General features: G+C 43.9%; 14 protein-coding genes and 1 riboswitch. Of the genes, 3 read left to right on the top strand and 11 right to left on the bottom strand.

Annotated features, from left to right (window positions below):
- Positions 1-19: 19 nt before the first annotated feature.
- The 6 genes from ADM50_RS01325 to zapA form a co-directional block, all read right to left on the bottom strand.
- On the bottom strand, positions 20-919 hold the full coding sequence (locus ADM50_RS01325; protein ID WP_049484266.1) for a TDT family transporter: 900 nt from the start codon (positions 917-919) through the stop codon (positions 20-22).
- A gap of 110 nt (positions 920-1,029) precedes the next feature.
- Positions 1,030-1,578 (bottom strand): carboxymuconolactone decarboxylase family protein, encoded by a 549-nt coding sequence (locus ADM50_RS01320; RefSeq protein ID WP_049484265.1) that lies wholly within the window; start codon positions 1,576-1,578, stop codon positions 1,030-1,032.
- A gap of 131 nt (positions 1,579-1,709) precedes the next feature.
- Entirely contained in the window at positions 1,710-3,032 is a 1,323-nt protein-coding gene (locus ADM50_RS01315) for an alanine/glycine:cation symporter family protein (protein ID WP_049484264.1), read from the bottom strand.
- Positions 3,033-3,121: 89 nt separating this feature from the next.
- A riboswitch (glycine riboswitch) is annotated at positions 3,122-3,210 on the bottom strand.
- Positions 3,211-3,378: 168 nt separating this feature from the next.
- Positions 3,379-5,715: an endonuclease MutS2 gene (locus ADM50_RS01310; RefSeq protein WP_049484263.1), complete on the bottom strand. Its 2,337-nt coding sequence runs from the start codon at positions 5,713-5,715 to the stop codon at positions 3,379-3,381.
- A gap of 100 nt (positions 5,716-5,815) precedes the next feature.
- On the bottom strand, positions 5,816-6,364 hold the full coding sequence (locus ADM50_RS01305; protein WP_049484262.1) for a CvpA family protein: 549 nt from the start codon (positions 6,362-6,364) through the stop codon (positions 5,816-5,818).
- Positions 6,361-6,663: a cell division protein ZapA gene (gene zapA, locus ADM50_RS01300; RefSeq protein ID WP_000002028.1), complete on the bottom strand. Its 303-nt coding sequence runs from the start codon at positions 6,661-6,663 to the stop codon at positions 6,361-6,363. Before zapA ends, ADM50_RS01305 begins: the two co-directional genes overlap by 4 nt.
- An 86-nt stretch (positions 6,664-6,749) precedes the next feature.
- Between zapA and rnhC the strand changes: the two genes are divergently transcribed.
- The 3 genes from rnhC (at position 6,750) to recD2 (ending at position 10,744) form a co-directional block, all read left to right on the top strand.
- Positions 6,750-7,631, top strand: coding sequence for a ribonuclease HIII (rnhC, locus tag ADM50_RS01295; protein ID WP_049484261.1), 882 nt, complete (start codon positions 6,750-6,752; stop codon positions 7,629-7,631).
- A 3-nt stretch (positions 7,632-7,634) separates the two neighbouring features.
- Complete coding sequence (gene lepB / locus ADM50_RS01290; protein ID WP_049484260.1) at positions 7,635-8,249, top strand: signal peptidase I; 615 nt, start codon at positions 7,635-7,637, stop codon at positions 8,247-8,249.
- A gap of 128 nt (positions 8,250-8,377) precedes the next feature.
- Positions 8,378-10,744 carry an SF1B family DNA helicase RecD2 gene (recD2, locus tag ADM50_RS01285; RefSeq protein ID WP_049484259.1) on the top strand — a complete coding sequence of 789 codons (2,367 nt, stop codon included), beginning with the start codon at positions 8,378-8,380 and terminating at the stop codon, positions 10,742-10,744.
- 47 nt (positions 10,745-10,791) lie between these two features.
- Here the strand turns inward: recD2 and tig are convergent, their stop codons facing one another.
- The 5 genes from tig to liaF all read right to left on the bottom strand — a co-directional run bounded on the left by tig (position 10,792) and on the right by liaF (position 15,161).
- Entirely contained in the window at positions 10,792-12,075 is a 1,284-nt protein-coding gene (gene tig, locus ADM50_RS01280) for a trigger factor (RefSeq protein ID WP_049484258.1), read from the bottom strand.
- A gap of 92 nt (positions 12,076-12,167) precedes the next feature.
- A complete protein-coding gene (locus ADM50_RS01275; RefSeq protein ID WP_049484257.1) occupies positions 12,168-12,824 on the bottom strand; it encodes a DNA alkylation repair protein in 657 nt (218 codons plus the stop codon).
- Positions 12,825-13,457 carry a response regulator transcription factor gene (locus ADM50_RS01270; protein WP_049484256.1) on the bottom strand — a complete coding sequence of 211 codons (633 nt, stop codon included), beginning with the start codon at positions 13,455-13,457 and terminating at the stop codon, positions 12,825-12,827.
- A gap of 10 nt (positions 13,458-13,467) precedes the next feature.
- A complete protein-coding gene (locus ADM50_RS01265) occupies positions 13,468-14,466 on the bottom strand; it encodes an envelope stress sensor histidine kinase LiaS (RefSeq protein WP_049484255.1) in 999 nt (332 codons plus the stop codon).
- On the bottom strand, positions 14,463-15,161 hold the full coding sequence (liaF, locus tag ADM50_RS01260; RefSeq protein ID WP_049484254.1) for a cell wall-active antibiotics response protein LiaF: 699 nt from the start codon (positions 15,159-15,161) through the stop codon (positions 14,463-14,465). The genes ADM50_RS01265 and liaF overlap by 4 nt, the downstream gene beginning before the upstream one ends.
- Between the last annotated feature and the right edge of the window lie 119 nt (positions 15,162-15,280).

Raw genomic sequence — 15,280 nt, 5'->3', positions numbered from 1 at the left:
AAGGCCTAGCTATTTCTAGCTAGACCTTTTTTCGTAACCAAATCAGATAAGCACCCAAGACAAAGAATAAAATAGTGAGGCAAATAACAGTTTCAGCAAACACCAGATAATCCAGAAATGGAAGTTTCAAAATTCCCTGAGCCATCTTGAGCGAGGTAGCTGTGATAATGGTTGGGAAGGTGAGGGCTGAGAAGGCTGGTTGAAAGCCTTGTTTTAAAATATTGGGCAGGCGAGTTAAAACAAAGAAAAAGAAGGATTGAGATGCCAAAATCATGACGATTAAGATCCAAGTCGGTAGGCCTGCTCCTCCAACTCGAACTAGGGAAGCCAAGAGTAGGGAAAAGGGAGCACAGTAGATTCCTTCCTGTCCAAGCAAGGCTAGTGGGAGTGGATGTTTCTTTAAATCGCTATAAATAAGCGGATAGAGATAGAAGGTCAAGACAAAACCAAAAATCAAGGTTGCATAGGCAATTTCAATGATTCCGACAAGGGGATAGGTCAAGGCTGCTACTGCTATTCCCACATAGAGTACCGTCCAACTTGGAGTCGCATTGACCCTCCGACCCGGACAGGCAAATTTGATGGTAAAAGTAGCAATCAAAGCCAAATCCAAGAGAAATGAAAACCACCAGATCCCTTGTGCTACTATAGGAAGAGCAGGGAATACGCGAAAGACATAGGTCGATAAAATCATCCCAGCCATGGGAAAGGTGGCCATCCCAGATAAAAGAGGGGGCTTGGTCAATTCTTTCTTGGTTTCTTCCCAATTAAAAAGATGAAGAATCAGAAAGAAAATCCACAACACTAAACCAGTCAGACTCAATAAATGCGACAGAACAGGCAAAGTATCTGCAATCAAATTTCCTGCACCTGCTAAACCTAATAAACAGCCAGAGAATACTAAGGGGAGCTTTTTCATCCGAGCCTCCAATAATCATGTTATTATTAGTATAGCATAAAAGCGCTTAAAATAGCATAGAAAAATGAAGACTGGATTGCTCAGTCTTCATTTTTTCTTTCTGATTCGAACTATGCATAAGGTTGTAATTCTGGGTTAATAGGCGTATTGGCTAGGTTGTTGGCATAGTTGCAGAGGCTGGCAAGACTAACACCGAGAACCACGTCCAAGGCATTTTGTTGCGTGTAGCCAGCTTCCAAAAATTCAGCCAAGGCTTCATCTCCTACACGCCCTTTGGTATTGATGACCGCCAAGGTAAACTTAGCTAGGGTGTCCAATTTAGGATCTGTTTCAATCGGAGTGCGGTTGCGGAGAGCTTGGAGAAGATCATCATTCATCTGGATTTGTTTGATTGAAAAGGCTGTGTGACCTGCGACGCAGAAAGCACAACCATTGGTTACGGCAGCTGTGATTTGCACTACTTCACGCTCTACTGGTGTCAGGCTGTTGCGACGGTTGATGGCTCCGACAGTTCGGTAGGCTTCAAGCGCGGTTGGGGCATTGGCCAAGAGACCGATTAGGTTGGGAATATAGCCATTGTTATCTTTTTGTACTGTTTCAAGAACTTCTTTCACTTCTGCTGGTGATGATTCTACTGTGTGGATGGTAAATGTTGTCATAAGAAACCTCTTTTCATTTTATTGTCATTTAGTCTATCATAGAATTTCACCCTTGGATAATATATATTTTCAATTGCCTTGATAGAAAATGTCTATGAAATGAAAAAAATCACACTAAAAGTGTGATTGGGTTAGTGTTTAAAATACTTTCTGGTTTCGGAAATAACGACTGGCGACAAGACCAAGAGGGCAATCAAGTTTGGTAAAGCCATCAAGGCATTGACGATGTCTGCGATAATCCAAACCATATCCAACTCGATAAATCCTCCCAACAAGACCATGACTACAAAGACTACACGGTAAAGCCAGATAAAACGAACACCAAAGAGAAACTCAAAACAGCGCTCTCCGTAATAGTTCCATCCGAGAATCGTCGTAAAGGCAAAGAGTACAAGGAAGATGGTCAAGAGGGCAGGTCCAAAGTGTGAAAAAACTGTTGAAAAGGCTGACTGGGTCAAGGCAACTCCATTCAAATCACCACTCCAAACACCAGTTACCAAGATTGTTAAACCAGTCAACGTACAGATAATGAGGGTATCAATAAAGGTTCCTGTCATGGAAATCAAGCCTTGCTCGACAGGTTCATTTATCTTAGCTGCAGCCGCTGCAATGGGAGCAGAACCAAGACCAGATTCGTTAGAGAAGACTCCCCGCGCCACACCATTTTGGATAGCCATCCGAATGCTGGCACCGGCAAAGCCACCTACTGCAGCAGCTGGACTAAAGGCTGAAGTAAAGATGAGGGCAAGTGTAGCTGGGACCTTCTCGATATTAAAGAGAATAACTGTAAGAGTTCCTAAAATATAAACAATAGCCATAAAAGGAACCACTGCTGTCGAAACTTTTGATATGGATTTGAGGCCACCAAAGACAGCAATCCCTACAAAAATGGATAAAATCAGAGCCGTGATAGCTGGATTAACTTGGGCTGTATTTTGAATGGATTCTGTAATCGAATTGACTTGGGTAAAGGTACCAATCCCTAGAAGGGCTACCAATACACCCGCTAGGGCAAAGAAGATAGCAAGTGGACGCCACTTTTCTCCCATCCCCAAAAGGATGTAATGCATGGGTCCTCCAGCTACAGCTCCATTTGCATCCTTAGTACGGTATTTGATGGCCAGCAATCCTTCGGCATATTTGGTCGCCATCCCAAAGAAGGCCGCCATCCACATCCAAAAGAGGGCCCCTGGTCCTCCAACCTTAATGGCTGTCGCTACCCCGATGATATTTCCCGTACCAACTGTGGCTGCTAGAGCCGTACAGAGAGCAGCAAAGCTCGACACATCGCCGTGCCCCTGGTCCTTGGTAAAGATCAACTGAAAGGCCTTAGGGAGACGAGTAACCTGCAAAAGGCCCAGTCGGATGGTCAAATAGATACCCGTTCCGACCAATAAGATCAAGAGGGGAGGCCCCCAAGCAAAAGCATCAAGCGCTTTAAGCAATTCTAACATGTCCTTCTCCTATCTTTCAACCCCAAAAGAAAGAGTACATGCAAGATACATGTACTCTGGAATGCTTAGATAAATGCCAAAAAGCGGTCTATCCTAGCTCTGTCCTTTTACCTGAGAGTTTGAGCAGTTACCTGCCTTGCCCCTTCGGTGCCTTTACGGTCTCTCCAGAGTTCCGTCCATTTACAGTCATGGAAAACAAACCTTTCTCCACTTCTATTAAACTTCATTCGGTGTTGGTATTTTATTTTTTATTATTCTACAAGAAAAGTTAGCCCTTGTCAATATATTCTATGAATTTTTTTGACTTTTCACTTCTTTTTTCAGAAAGAGTGAATCCTTCTTCTCTCTATCCTTTAAAGGTCACAATGGTGGCGCCACTGCCTCCAGCATTTTGTGGAGCATAGCCGAAAGTCTTAACATGCTTGTTTCTTTGTAGGTATTTGGTGACTCCTTCACGGATGACACCTGTTCCGATACCATGGATGATGTCGACTTGCGCCATGTTATTGAGCAGGGCTTGGTCAATAAAGGCGTCCAGCTCATTCATGGCCTCTTCGTACCGTTTGCCACGAAGATCCAGTCTCGCTTGCGGACCACGATCAGAAGCACGTTTGACGACATTGACTTGTTTCTTCTTGACTGGGGCTTCTTGCTGGGCCTGAACAAGGTCAAATTCTTTCTCTTCCAAGGTCATCTTGATCAAACCGACTTGGGCTTCCCAACGGCCGTCCTTAAGCTGATTGGTCAAGGTTCCACGTTGTCCATAACTGAGGACCACAATATCATCCCCCACCTTCGGAGCTCGTTTTTTCTTGGCCTTTTGAAGGACCTTGTTTTTAGACAAGTCGACTTTTTCAGGGGCTAGTTTTTTCAGTTTAGACTTGGCTTCAATGATTTCGTGGGGTTTGAGTTGAGACTTACTGTGGAGGTTCTTGAGAATCTGGTCACTCTCATTTAGAGCGAGTTCCACAATTTCAGCAGCTTGTTCACGCGCCTTGTTGAGCTCAGTTTCCTTCTCGCGATTGAGTTCGTTGTAAAGTTTTTTGAGTGCTCGGTTCATCTTGAGGTTTTCTTGCTCCACCTCACGAATATTGTCCAAGCGTTTACGGCTTTCAAGCGTTTGCTCTTCTAATTGTTCAATGATGCGATTGACATCATTATCTTGATTGACCTGCTGGCTGGCATCTCCTACGATGACATCTGACAGTCCTAGGCGTTTGGCAATTTCAAAGGCATTGCTTCGGCCAGGAACTCCCTGCATAAAGCGATAGGTCGGACGCAAGCTGGCTGTATCAAACTCCATGCTGGCATTTTGCACAAAAGCTGTCTCGATACCATAAGCCTTGAGTTCTGGATAGTGGGTCGTCGCCATGGTCTTGACCTGACGCAGACGAAGATCCTCCAGAATAGCCATAGCAAGGGCTGCTCCTTCCTGCGGATCGGTACCTGCCCCAAGCTCATCTAGCAATAAGAGCGAGTGCTGATTAACCTTGCCAAGAATATCTACGATATTGGTCATGTGGCTCGAGAAGGTAGACAAGCTTTGCTCGATAGACTGCTCATCCCCAATATCTGCGAAGATTTCTTCGAAAATACCAACACGGCTCCCCTTATCAGCTAAAATGGGCAAGCCTGACTGGGCCATGAGTTGGGTCAAGCCCAAGGTTTTGAGCATGATGGTCTTCCCACCAGTATTGGGACCTGTAATGACAATAGCCGTTAATTCCTTACCAAAGTGTATATCGTTCGCGACAGCATTTTTGACCAAAGGATGGCGAACATGAAGAAGCTGAATCTCTTGGTTCTCTGAAAGTTGAGGAACGACTGCTTGTCTTTCTTGAATAAAGCGAACCTTAGCACGAATCAGGTCTAGATGGCCGATAATCCATGCGTCATTAGCAATCTCTGCCGCATGAGGGCGGACGCGTTCCGAGAGCTCCTGTAGGATGCGAATCATCTCATAGCGTTCGTCAGCTCGCAGACTAGCGATTTCTTCGCTCAGCTTGACCACCTCACGTGGCTCGATATAAACCGTATTACCACTAGCAGAGATGTCATGGACAACACCTGCAATCTTATTACGATAGGTGTTCTTGACTGGTAAGACTTGACGGCCATTTCTACTAGCGATAATCCCTTCCGACAACATCTGCGCTTTTTGCTTGAGCAAGTCTTGCAAGACATCTCGGACCTGACTCTCGCTATCATGGATTTTCCGACGGATACGTGCTAGTTCTTCGCTGGCAAAATTCTCGATAAATCCTGCATCATTTAGGGCTTGGAGACTCCCTTGCAAGTGTGGAAAATCATGTAGTTTTTCAAACCATCTCGCCAACTGCTCCAAGCGTACGTTTTCTAGATTGGTATAAAAGCCTTGCAACTCTCTGCTAGCCAGCAAGACCCGTTTGAGGAGCAGGAACTCCTCGATATTGAGGTCTGCTCCCATCTCCAGACGCTTACAAACCGCTGATATCTCACGCGTCGCTAGGATGGTAAAGTGAGGTTGCTCCACAAAAAGGGCTTGCATTTCCTCCATCTCTGTAAAGGCTTGTTTGATCTTATCCACCTTGGCAGTTGGAACCAAGCCTTTTAGCTCCTCTAGACCTTGTTCTGTCAAGAGATGCGGTTCAAACAAGGCTTTGATTTTATTAAATTCTAAGGTTTCTAGTATTTTTGTATTCATATTTTTTCCTTATATGCTGGTTTACAAGATTATAGCAACTAGAGGTTTTGACCTAGTCCTCCAATCTGTAAACAAAGGGCTAGGAAAAATCCCGCCCTTTTTATCCGATTAAATTTGTCACCCAGAGTTGTTTGATAAGGTTTGTCGTAAAAGGGACACTTTGGATGATGTGTTTGGCTACTATACTTTTTTCGAGTGAATTTTGAATGACTGCCAGAGGCACCGTTGCAAGAATGGTCAGAGCCATTTGCAAGACGAATAAGGTTACCAATAGCGACAAAACGCCTGAACCGATACGCAACCATTTGACATCTAGCTTTTTAGTTGGAATCAAGTGCAGGAACAAACCGATAAAACGTCCGATAGTGTAGCAAATCCCAAAAACTAGAAGATAGGCTAGACCCGCATAAAAGACCTTGTCTAGATGAAACAGCTGGTCTGAAGGGAAGAAAAAGGTTCCCTGTCCTTCCTGAGGATTGGCATAAGGGACAAGTAAGTGGAAGTGATCTCCCAATGATTTATAAAACTGTCCCGCAACAAAGGCTGAAATCACTGCCACGAGGAAATAATAAACTTGCAGGACCAGGCCTCTACGGTAGCCGATGTAAAAGCCCCAAGCCAGAACCAATAAGAGTAGGATTGAAATCATAAGGAGTCCTCAATCTTGCTCTGTTCTTGTTTGACAGCAATTAACTTGTGGCGAAGTTCTAACAACTCTTGCTCCTTGTCATCAAATTCAATCTCACGGTTGAGCTGTGTAGACAGACAGTTGACCGCCAAAAGAAGCGCAATGGTCTCATCATCCGCCCCAGGCATTTGTTCTTTAATTGCTTGGTATTTTTCAGTCGCAACCTTGGCAATTTCCTCCATAAAGAGGTTGTCATGCTCGGTTGTCAAGGTTAATGTCTTTTTCCCGAATGTAAACTTATATCGATTTAGATTTGCCATAAAATTCACCTCACGATATTATACCAAATTTCGCTAATTTTGTCAGTTTTTACCAATTCTCCTGCTTTTGTGGTACAATAGAGACTATGGCAAGTATCACACTCACACCAAGTGAACAGGAAATTCAGAGCTTTTTAAGTCAGTATCAGAAGGCTCTCAGTCCTAGTAAAAATCCCTATATCCGCTATTTTTTGCGCTTTCCTCAGGCAACGGTTTCCATCTATACTTCTGGAAAAGTCCTCCTGCAGGGCGAAGCTGCTGGGCAATACGCCAGTTTCTTTGGCTATCAAGTTCAACAAGAAAACAGTGGACAAGATTTTTCTATGATTGGGACTGATGAGGTGGGAAATGGTTCCTACTTTGGTGGGTTGGCTGTCGTGGCTTCCTTCGTGACACCTGACCAGCACGACTTCTTGCGAAAACTCGGTGTGGGGGATTCTAAGACTCTGACAGACCAAAAGATTCGTCAGATTGCCCCTCTCCTTAAAGAAAAGGTCCAGCACCAAGCGCTCCTCCTTTCACCGAGTAAGTACAACGAAGTTATCGGAGAGCGTTACAATGCTGTTTCTGTAAAAGTTGCCCTTCACAATCAGGCTATCTTTCTCCTGCTTCAAAAAGGAGTCCAGCCAGAAAAAATCGTGATTGACGCTTTTACAAGTCCTAAAAACTATGACAAGTACTTGGCGCAAGAAGCCAATCATTTTCCAAACAAGATCACTTTGGAAGAAAAAGCTGAGGGCAAATACCTAGCTGTTGCAGTTAGCTCTATCATCGCGCGGGATCTCTTCCTCGAAAACTTGGAAAATCTAGGACGAGAACTGGGCTATCAACTGCCAAGTGGCGCTGGGACTGCATCAGATAAGGTTGCTAGCAAAATCCTTCAGGCCTATGGCATGAAGGGACTTCATTTCTGTGCCAAACTGCATTTTAAAAACACTGAAAAAGCCAAAACACTTCTAGAAAGGTAAATTATGAATTCATTTAAAACATTTCTAAAAGAATGGGGAGTTTTCTTCCTGATTATCGCACTGGTCGGTCTTAGCCGTATCTTTCTTTGGAGCAATGTCCGTGTAGAAGGACACTCGATGGACCCTACCCTAGCTGACGGAGAAGTTCTCTTCGTTGTTAAACACCTCCCAATTGACCGCTTCGACATTGTGGTTGCGCATGAGGAAGAAGGAAATAAAGACATTGTCAAAAGAGTCATCGGTTTGCCCGGAGATACCATCCGCTACGAAAATGACAAACTCTTTATCAACGATAAAGAAACGGATGAACCCTACCTAGCTGAATACCTCAACTTGTTCAAAACAGAAAAGTTGCAAAATACCTATACTGGCAAAGGATTTGAAGGCAATAAGGGAGTCTACTTTAGAGAACTTGCTCAAAAAGCACAAGCCTTTACGGTCGATGTCAATTCCAACACTAGCTTCAGCTTTACTGTCCCTCAAGGCGAGTACCTTCTCCTTGGTGACGATCGTCTCGTCTCTAGCGACAGCCGCCATGTCGGCACCTTCAAGGCCAGCGATATCAAAGGCGAAGCAAAATTCCGTTTCTGGCCACTCAACCGTATCGGAACTTTTTAAGATAAGGAAGAGGCCGAGAATGCTAAGTCTCAGTCTCTTTTTCTATTGTGAGAATAAACCTTTTAGTCATCTAATTTTTTCAAAGTTGCTAAGAGACCAATTCTCATGAACTTATGTAAAGGAAACCTATGGAAGTATTTTTTTCAGGCACTATTGAACGTATTATTTTTGAAAATGTCAGCAATTTCTATCGCATCCTCCTCCTAGATATCGAAGATACCAATGCGGAGGGCTTTGACGATTTTGAAATCATCGTTACAGGAACCATGGCGGACGTGATAGAGGGCGAAGACTATACTTTTTGGGGGCAAATCGTTCAGCACTCCAAGTATGGAGAACAGCTACAGATCAGTCGTTATGAGCGAGCCAAACCAACTAGTAAGGGGCTAGTCAAGTACTTTTCTAGCAGTCATTTCAAGGGGATTGGTCTCAAAACGGCCCAAAAAATCGTGGATAGCTATGGTGACAATACCATTGACGAAATTCTGGAACATCCTGAAAAGCTAGAAGGTATCTCAGGACTCTCTGCCAAAAACCGTGAGGCTTTTGTTTCCACTCTTCGTCTTAACTACGGAACCGAGATGGTCTTAGCTAAACTAGCTAACTACGGCATTCCAAATAAACTGGCCTTTCAGATTCAAGACTTTTACAAGGAAGAAACCCTTGATGTGGTTGAAAATTATCCCTACCAACTAGTTGAGGATATCAAGGGTTTGGGCTTTACCATTGCTGACCAATTGGCTGCAGAACTAGGTATCGAAAGTCAAGCTCCTGAACGCTTCCGTGCTGGCCTTGTTCACAGTCTCTTTCAAGATTGTATGGATACAGGCGATACCTATATGGAAGCCCGAGATTTGCTGGAACAAACTCTGACTCTCCTCGAATCTTCCCGTCCCGTGGAACTGGATCCCAGCCAAGTAGCTCAGGAATTAGCTCATCTGATTGAAGAAGACAAGGTTCAGCAGATTGATACCAAAATCTTTGATAACAGCCTCTGTTTCGCCGAAGAAGGCATTCGCAGTCACTTGGTTCGTATCCTTGAAAAAGGAAAACAGAAAAGTCAGGATCTAGAAACCATTCAAAAGCATATCGCTAGTGTTGAGGAAGAGCTGGGCATCCAATACGATAGCATTCAAAAACAGGCTATTTGTGACGCCATCCAGAACAAGGTCTTTATCCTAACAGGCGGACCTGGTACTGGTAAGACGACTGTTATAAATGGGATTATAGCTGTTTATGCCCTCTTAGAAGGACTCGATCTCAAGAAAAAGAGCAACTTACCTATTCTTCTCGCTGCACCAACTGGTCGAGCAGCTCGGCGCATGAATGAACTGACAGGTTTACCTAGCGCTACCATCCACCGCCATTTGGGAATGACGGGTGATGATGATACCAGCCATCTGGAAGATTATCTGGATGCCGATTTTATCATTGTAGATGAGTTTTCTATGGTGGATACTTGGCTAGCCAACCAACTCTTCTCCAACATCTCTTCAAACAGTAAAATCCTCATCGTGGGTGATAGCGACCAGCTACCTTCTGTCAGCCCTGGACAAGTCTTGGCTGACCTGCTCCAGATACCCCTGATTCCTCAAACTCGCTTGGAACGGATTTATCGTCAGAGCGAGGAATCAACTATCGTCACCTTGGCAAGTCAGATTCGACAAGGCATCTTGCCAGCTGACTTTACCCAGAAAAAGGCAGACCGTTCCTACTTTGAAATCGCTAGTGGCCATATCCCAGCTACCATTGAGAAAATCCTCGGTGCTGCCCTCAGAAGTGGTATCCCGGCTCGCGATATTCAGGTGCTAGCGCCTATGTACCGAGGAACTGCTGGCATTGACGCCATCAACAAACTCATGCAAGACCTGCTCAATCCTCTGCAAAAAGGACAAGTGAGCTTTGAAGCAACTCAGTGTCACTATCGAACAGGGGACAAGGTCATTCACCTAGTCAACGACGCCGAAGTCAATGTCTTTAATGGAGACCTAGGTTACATCACAGATTTGATTCCTGGAAAATACACCGAGTCCAAACAAGATGAGATTGTCATTGATTTCGATGGCAATGAGGTCATCTATCCTCGAAACGAATGGTACAAGATTCGTCTAGCCTATGCCATGAGTATCCATAAGTCGCAGGGAAGTGAGTTTCCCGTTGTCATCCTTCCCATCACCAGTTCCAGCAAGCGCATGCTGGAACGCAATCTCATCTATACAGCTATTACACGGGCCAAGAGCAAACTCATCCTTCTTGGTGAATTACAGGCCTTTGACTATGCAGTCAAGCATATCGGGACTGCCCGTAAGACCTATCTGATTGAGCGCTTCAAGGATCTGGTTGAAGTAGCTGACCAAACCAGCCCAGCCCCTAGCGAAACAACAAATCAAGAGGATTCTCCTCTATCCTACATCCTCACCGAGGAAAACTGGTCTAGCATCCCAGCCATGATTGGGATTACAGATGCAGACCTCAAAGAGATTTTTGGAAAATAGTGTAGCAGAAAGCCCACCTAGTCAGGTGGGCTTTTTCTCTTTTAAGATTATTTTACTGTTGCAGTGCTTGTAATCAATTCAACAGCTTTTTTAATAGTGATATCGTGTTTCAACATGTCAGCTGAAAGCAAGTTTTGAACTTGTGCCACTTCCATGTTGTAGTCTGCAGCCAATTGCTCGATTTCTTTTTGGATTTCTTCTTCTGAAGCGTCAAATCCTTCAGCTTTGGCAACTGCTTCGATAACAAGGTTAGTCTTCGTACGTGACTCAGCTTCTCCCTCGTATTGTTTGTGAAGATCTTCTTGAGTAGTTCCTGTGATTTGGAAGTACATGTCAGGGTTGATCCCTTGACGTTGTAAGTTTCCAAGGAATTCATTTACTGAACGGTGAACTTCTTCGTGGATCATTTCTTCTGGAAGTTCTACGATTTCAGCGTTTTCTACAGCTTTATCGATTGCTGCACCTTCTACTGCATCTTTGTATGCTTCTTCTTTCGCAGCAGTCAATTCTTTGCGGTATTTTTCTTTCAATTCAGCAAGTGTTTCAACTTCTTCGTCAATGTCTTTTGCAAGTTCATCATCAAGAGCTGGAACTTCTTTAGCTTTAACTTCGTGGATAGTTGTTACGAATTTAGCTTCTTTACCTGCAAGGTCTTCTGCTTGGTAGTCTTCTGGGAATGTTACGATAACATCAACAGTTTCGCCAGCTGAGTGTCCAACCAATTGGTCTTCAAAACCAGGGATGAATTGACCTGATCCAAGTCCAAGTGAGAAGTTTTCACCTTTTCCACCGTCAAATTCAACACCGTCGATAGAACCAACGAAGTCGATGACAACAGTGTCGCCATTTTCAGCAGCGCCTTCTTTGATAACCAATTCAGCCAAGTTGTTGCGTTCGCGTTCGATACGTTCTTCAACGTCAGCATCTGTAACTTCTTTTTCTACATCTACTGATACTTCAAGGTTTTTGTAGTCGCCCAATTTTACTTCAGGTTTTGTCACGACTTCAGCAGTGATAACCCAGTCTTGACCTTTTTCCATTGAAGTTACGTCAATTTTTGGTTGCGCAACCACTTCAAGACCAGCTTCTTTTACTGCAGCTTCATAAGCGTTTGGCAAAAGTGCGTTCATTGCATCTTGATAAAGAGCTTCTTCACCAAATTTTTGGTCGAAGATAGGGCGTGGAAGGTGACCTTTACGGAAACCAGGAACGTTAAGAGTTTTCTTTACTGAGTTAAATACACGGTCCAATTCTGGTTTGATTTGGTCTTGAGAGATAGTGAAAGTCAAGACTCCACGGTTTGTTTCTTTGTTTTCAAATGATACAGACATTCTGTCATTTCTCCTTAAAATTTTTTAAATACAGTCTATTATAGCATAAACTACGGTTAATTTTCAAGTAATGAATGCGCTTTTCAATGACTCTAGAGGTACTTACTGGCTTCTCTGATACTAAGTTCAGACATTCTCTTCTTATTTTTTTCAATAAAACGTGCTACCCATTCGGGATTGGTTTTAGAGTAGTCTCTTAGAGCCCAGCCAATGGCTTTGTTGATAAAAAATTCTGTCTGGTCCAGATTATTGAGCAGGATCTTTTCCATTAGTTGAACATCCGTTTTCTCTTTTCTTAATAGCTGGTGATCAATAGCAACTCGTCTCAGCCAGATATTATCTGATAAACTCCATTGGAGAATTCTTTCTTCAAGTTCTGGCTTGTCATATACCAAACTTCCTACTACTCGATCCAGAATATCCACCGTGTCCCACCATGACTTGGTCACGACCAGACGCTCAATCTTAGGCAAATCGTTCTCCGTCAAATAAGACTGCATAGCTTTCAAATAGTTGGCAACCACATACTGGTATTCTCTAGGTTCCTGCCCCCAGCAAGTCTCTACAAAATCCCAATCGATGACCTTTGTTTTTTTCGCACTTGGAAAATACTTTTTATAGAGTGCATTTCTTTCAGGAGCTGCAATGCCTAGAAAGGAAAACTGATGGCGCATATAGGCTTCCATGGGGCCTGCTTTATGCGGATCTTTTGCCGCTTCTAGCTCCACAAGTAAATCTGCAAGACTCATCTAAAAATCCTCCTGCCCCACCAAGTGGTGCTGAAAGGCATAGACCGCCGCCTGGGTGCGATCGCTGACCTCAAGCTTGGCTAGGATGTTGGATACATGGGTCTTGACTGTCTTGAGAGAGATGAAGAGTTCGTCTGCGATGCGCTGATTTTCATAGCCCTTGGCGATGAGTTGAAGCACGTCTCGCTCACGCGCAGTCAGTTCTTCATGAAGCTCTATATGATTGCGGTGGTATTCGACCTTCTTGCTGACCTCTTGCTCAATGGCCAACTCGCCCGCTGCCACCTTACGAACTGCATGGAGCAGTTCGTCTGCACTAGAAGTCTTGAGCATATAACCTTTGGCACCAGCATTCAAAACTGGCATGATTTTTTCATTGTCCAAGTAAGAGGTCACAATCAAAATCTTGGCTTCGGGCCATTCTTTGAGGATGGACAAGGTTGCATCAATCCCATTCATCTCAGGCATGACAATATCCATGACAATGACATCTGGACGGAGTTCCAAGGCCAAGTCAATACCTTGAGCCCCATTGGCCGCCTCGCCCACAACTTCTACATCGTCTTGAAGGTCAAAATAGCTTTTCAAGCCCAATCGGACCATTTCATGGTCATCTACCAGTAAAATTTTCATCTCTACTCCTTTATGATTCCTTGTCTAGCAGGGGAATACGGATATCAACCGCCAGCCCTTGCTTTGGAGCTGTCAAGAGTTGAACCGTTCCTGCCATATCTTCGACCCGCTCCTTGATGTTTCGCAGTCCATAACTCAAGTCATCTAAACTCCCCAACTGAAAACCAATTCCATTGTCCACCACCTTCAGTTGCAATTCTACATCTGTCTGATAGAGATAGACATCTAGACAAGATGCTTGGGCATGGCGGAGGGTATTGCTAATCAACTCCTGTAATATACGGAAGATATGCTCTTCGATTTTCTTAGGCAATTTAGACACATTTTGCTTGAGACTGACCTCGAGATCACTCTTGTCCTCAAGCTCTTTTAAGAGGATTTGAATCCCCTCAACCAAACTCTTCTCTTCCAACTCTACAGGTCGCAAATGTAGGAGCAAGACTCGCAAATCTTTCTGGGCTGTTTCAAGGATGGCTGCGACACTTTGCAACTGGGTCTGCATCTTTTCTCTATCCAGCTTCAAAGCCTGCTGACTGACACCTGATAAAATCATATGGGCCGCAAACAACTCCTGACTAACCGTATCATGTAAGTCACGTGCTATCCGCTTCCGTTCTTTCTCGATGATTGTTTCTTCCCTGACTAGGCCTTGATTTTCAGCCTTTTGAACAGCCTCTGTCAAGAGGTTGAGCTTGCCAGACAAGGATTGGAAACTGGCTTCCAAATCTGGATCTGCAAAGGGAATCACCTCTTTCCCTGCTAGCAGTCGCTTGAGATTGACTTGCATTTTTCTGCGAGAGACTTCTTCTATCACGCGCCAAAAAAGGACAAAAAAGAAGGTCATAGAAAGGCTAAAGACCAAGATCAAGAAGATGAGTTTCTCTGTTTTCTCGATATCCTGTAGCAAATAGGACCAATCAAGATTAAGAATATCAAGTAGACTATTGGTCAAAAAGAGGATAAAAAGGAGAGCAGTCAGCCCGATTAATAGATAGGATTGCTTTTTCATCCTCTGACCACCTCCACATCTCCAATCATACTGGTTAGGAAAATTTTGACGCTCTTGTTACTCTTGAGGTAGTCTCTGGTTTCCTGATGATAGTGTTCATTACGAAGGGCTCGCTTGGGTTGATGGAGGAAAGTTAAATCTCCATAGAGGCAGTTGACACTGAGACTAATTTCCACATCTACAGGTACGATAATCCTAGTCGTTCCGACCATTTTTCTAAGGATAATGACATTGTCATGATTGGTTAAGATAACTCTTTCTAAATGAATGGTGTCCTTGCCCATGAGGCGAAAGAGGTTGATATCATCAAACTGGCAGGTCTGGTGACTAGAGAAATGATGGAGATTGCCAAACCAAGGATTGCGTTCATTTTTAACCGTCACCACCTCTTCAAAGACCAAATCCGTCTCCTCTCTTTCTTGATTCATCATTGGATAGAGAAGAAAGAGACTGTAGATCACCGCTACAAAGATGGCTAGAATCACAAAGGGATTGAGCATGACGATGAAAAAGAAAAGAATAGTCGCTACAAGGAGGAAGACATTGTTGCCCTCCTTACCTGTATAATAGCGGAGCAAGAGCAAAAAGAGGAATAGAATCAGCAGAAAACGCGAAAAATGCTCTGATACCATCAAAATCAGAGCTCCCGTCAATAGACAGGCTTCAATAAATAAAAAGATTTGAAATTTTTTCATAGCTGCATCCTCTCCCTTCTATTTTATCACAATTCAAAAAAGTCACCTCGGTCTGAGGATGGAAAAAGGCGATAGGACAGAAATTGCTCTTAGAAGCTAGGTTTCATCAACTCACCACA

Source organism: Streptococcus oralis, assembly GCF_001075675.1.
GTDB lineage: Bacteria > Bacillota > Bacilli > Lactobacillales > Streptococcaceae > Streptococcus > Streptococcus oralis_V.
The sequence above is the reverse complement of the archived record's forward strand: the minus strand, read 5'-3'. Positions and strand labels throughout refer to the sequence as shown.

Coding starts and splice junctions, on each gene's coding strand:
- ADM50_RS01325 (WP_049484266.1), bottom strand. CDS start 919: ATGAAAAAGCTCCCCTTAGTATTCTCTGGCTGTTTATTAGGTTTAGCA.
- ADM50_RS01320 (WP_049484265.1), bottom strand. CDS start 1,578: ATGACAACATTTACCATCCACACAGTAGAATCATCACCAGCAGAAGTG.
- ADM50_RS01315 (WP_049484264.1), bottom strand. CDS start 3,032: ATGTTAGAATTGCTTAAAGCGCTTGATGCTTTTGCTTGGGGGCCTCCC.
- ADM50_RS01310 (WP_049484263.1), bottom strand. CDS start 5,715: ATGAATACAAAAATACTAGAAACCTTAGAATTTAATAAAATCAAAGCC.
- ADM50_RS01305 (WP_049484262.1), bottom strand. CDS start 6,364: ATGATTTCAATCCTACTCTTATTGGTTCTGGCTTGGGGCTTTTACATC.
- zapA (WP_000002028.1), bottom strand. CDS start 6,663: ATGGCAAATCTAAATCGATATAAGTTTACATTCGGGAAAAAGACATTA.
- rnhC (WP_049484261.1), top strand. CDS start 6,750: ATGGCAAGTATCACACTCACACCAAGTGAACAGGAAATTCAGAGCTTT.
- lepB (WP_049484260.1), top strand. CDS start 7,635: ATGAATTCATTTAAAACATTTCTAAAAGAATGGGGAGTTTTCTTCCTG.
- recD2 (WP_049484259.1), top strand. CDS start 8,378: ATGGAAGTATTTTTTTCAGGCACTATTGAACGTATTATTTTTGAAAAT.
- tig (WP_049484258.1), bottom strand. CDS start 12,075: ATGTCTGTATCATTTGAAAACAAAGAAACAAACCGTGGAGTCTTGACT.
- ADM50_RS01275 (WP_049484257.1), bottom strand. CDS start 12,824: ATGAGTCTTGCAGATTTACTTGTGGAGCTAGAAGCGGCAAAAGATCCG.
- ADM50_RS01270 (WP_049484256.1), bottom strand. CDS start 13,457: ATGAAAATTTTACTGGTAGATGACCATGAAATGGTCCGATTGGGCTTG.
- ADM50_RS01265 (WP_049484255.1), bottom strand. CDS start 14,466: ATGAAAAAGCAATCCTATCTATTAATCGGGCTGACTGCTCTCCTTTTT.
- liaF (WP_049484254.1), bottom strand. CDS start 15,161: ATGAAAAAATTTCAAATCTTTTTATTTATTGAAGCCTGTCTATTGACG.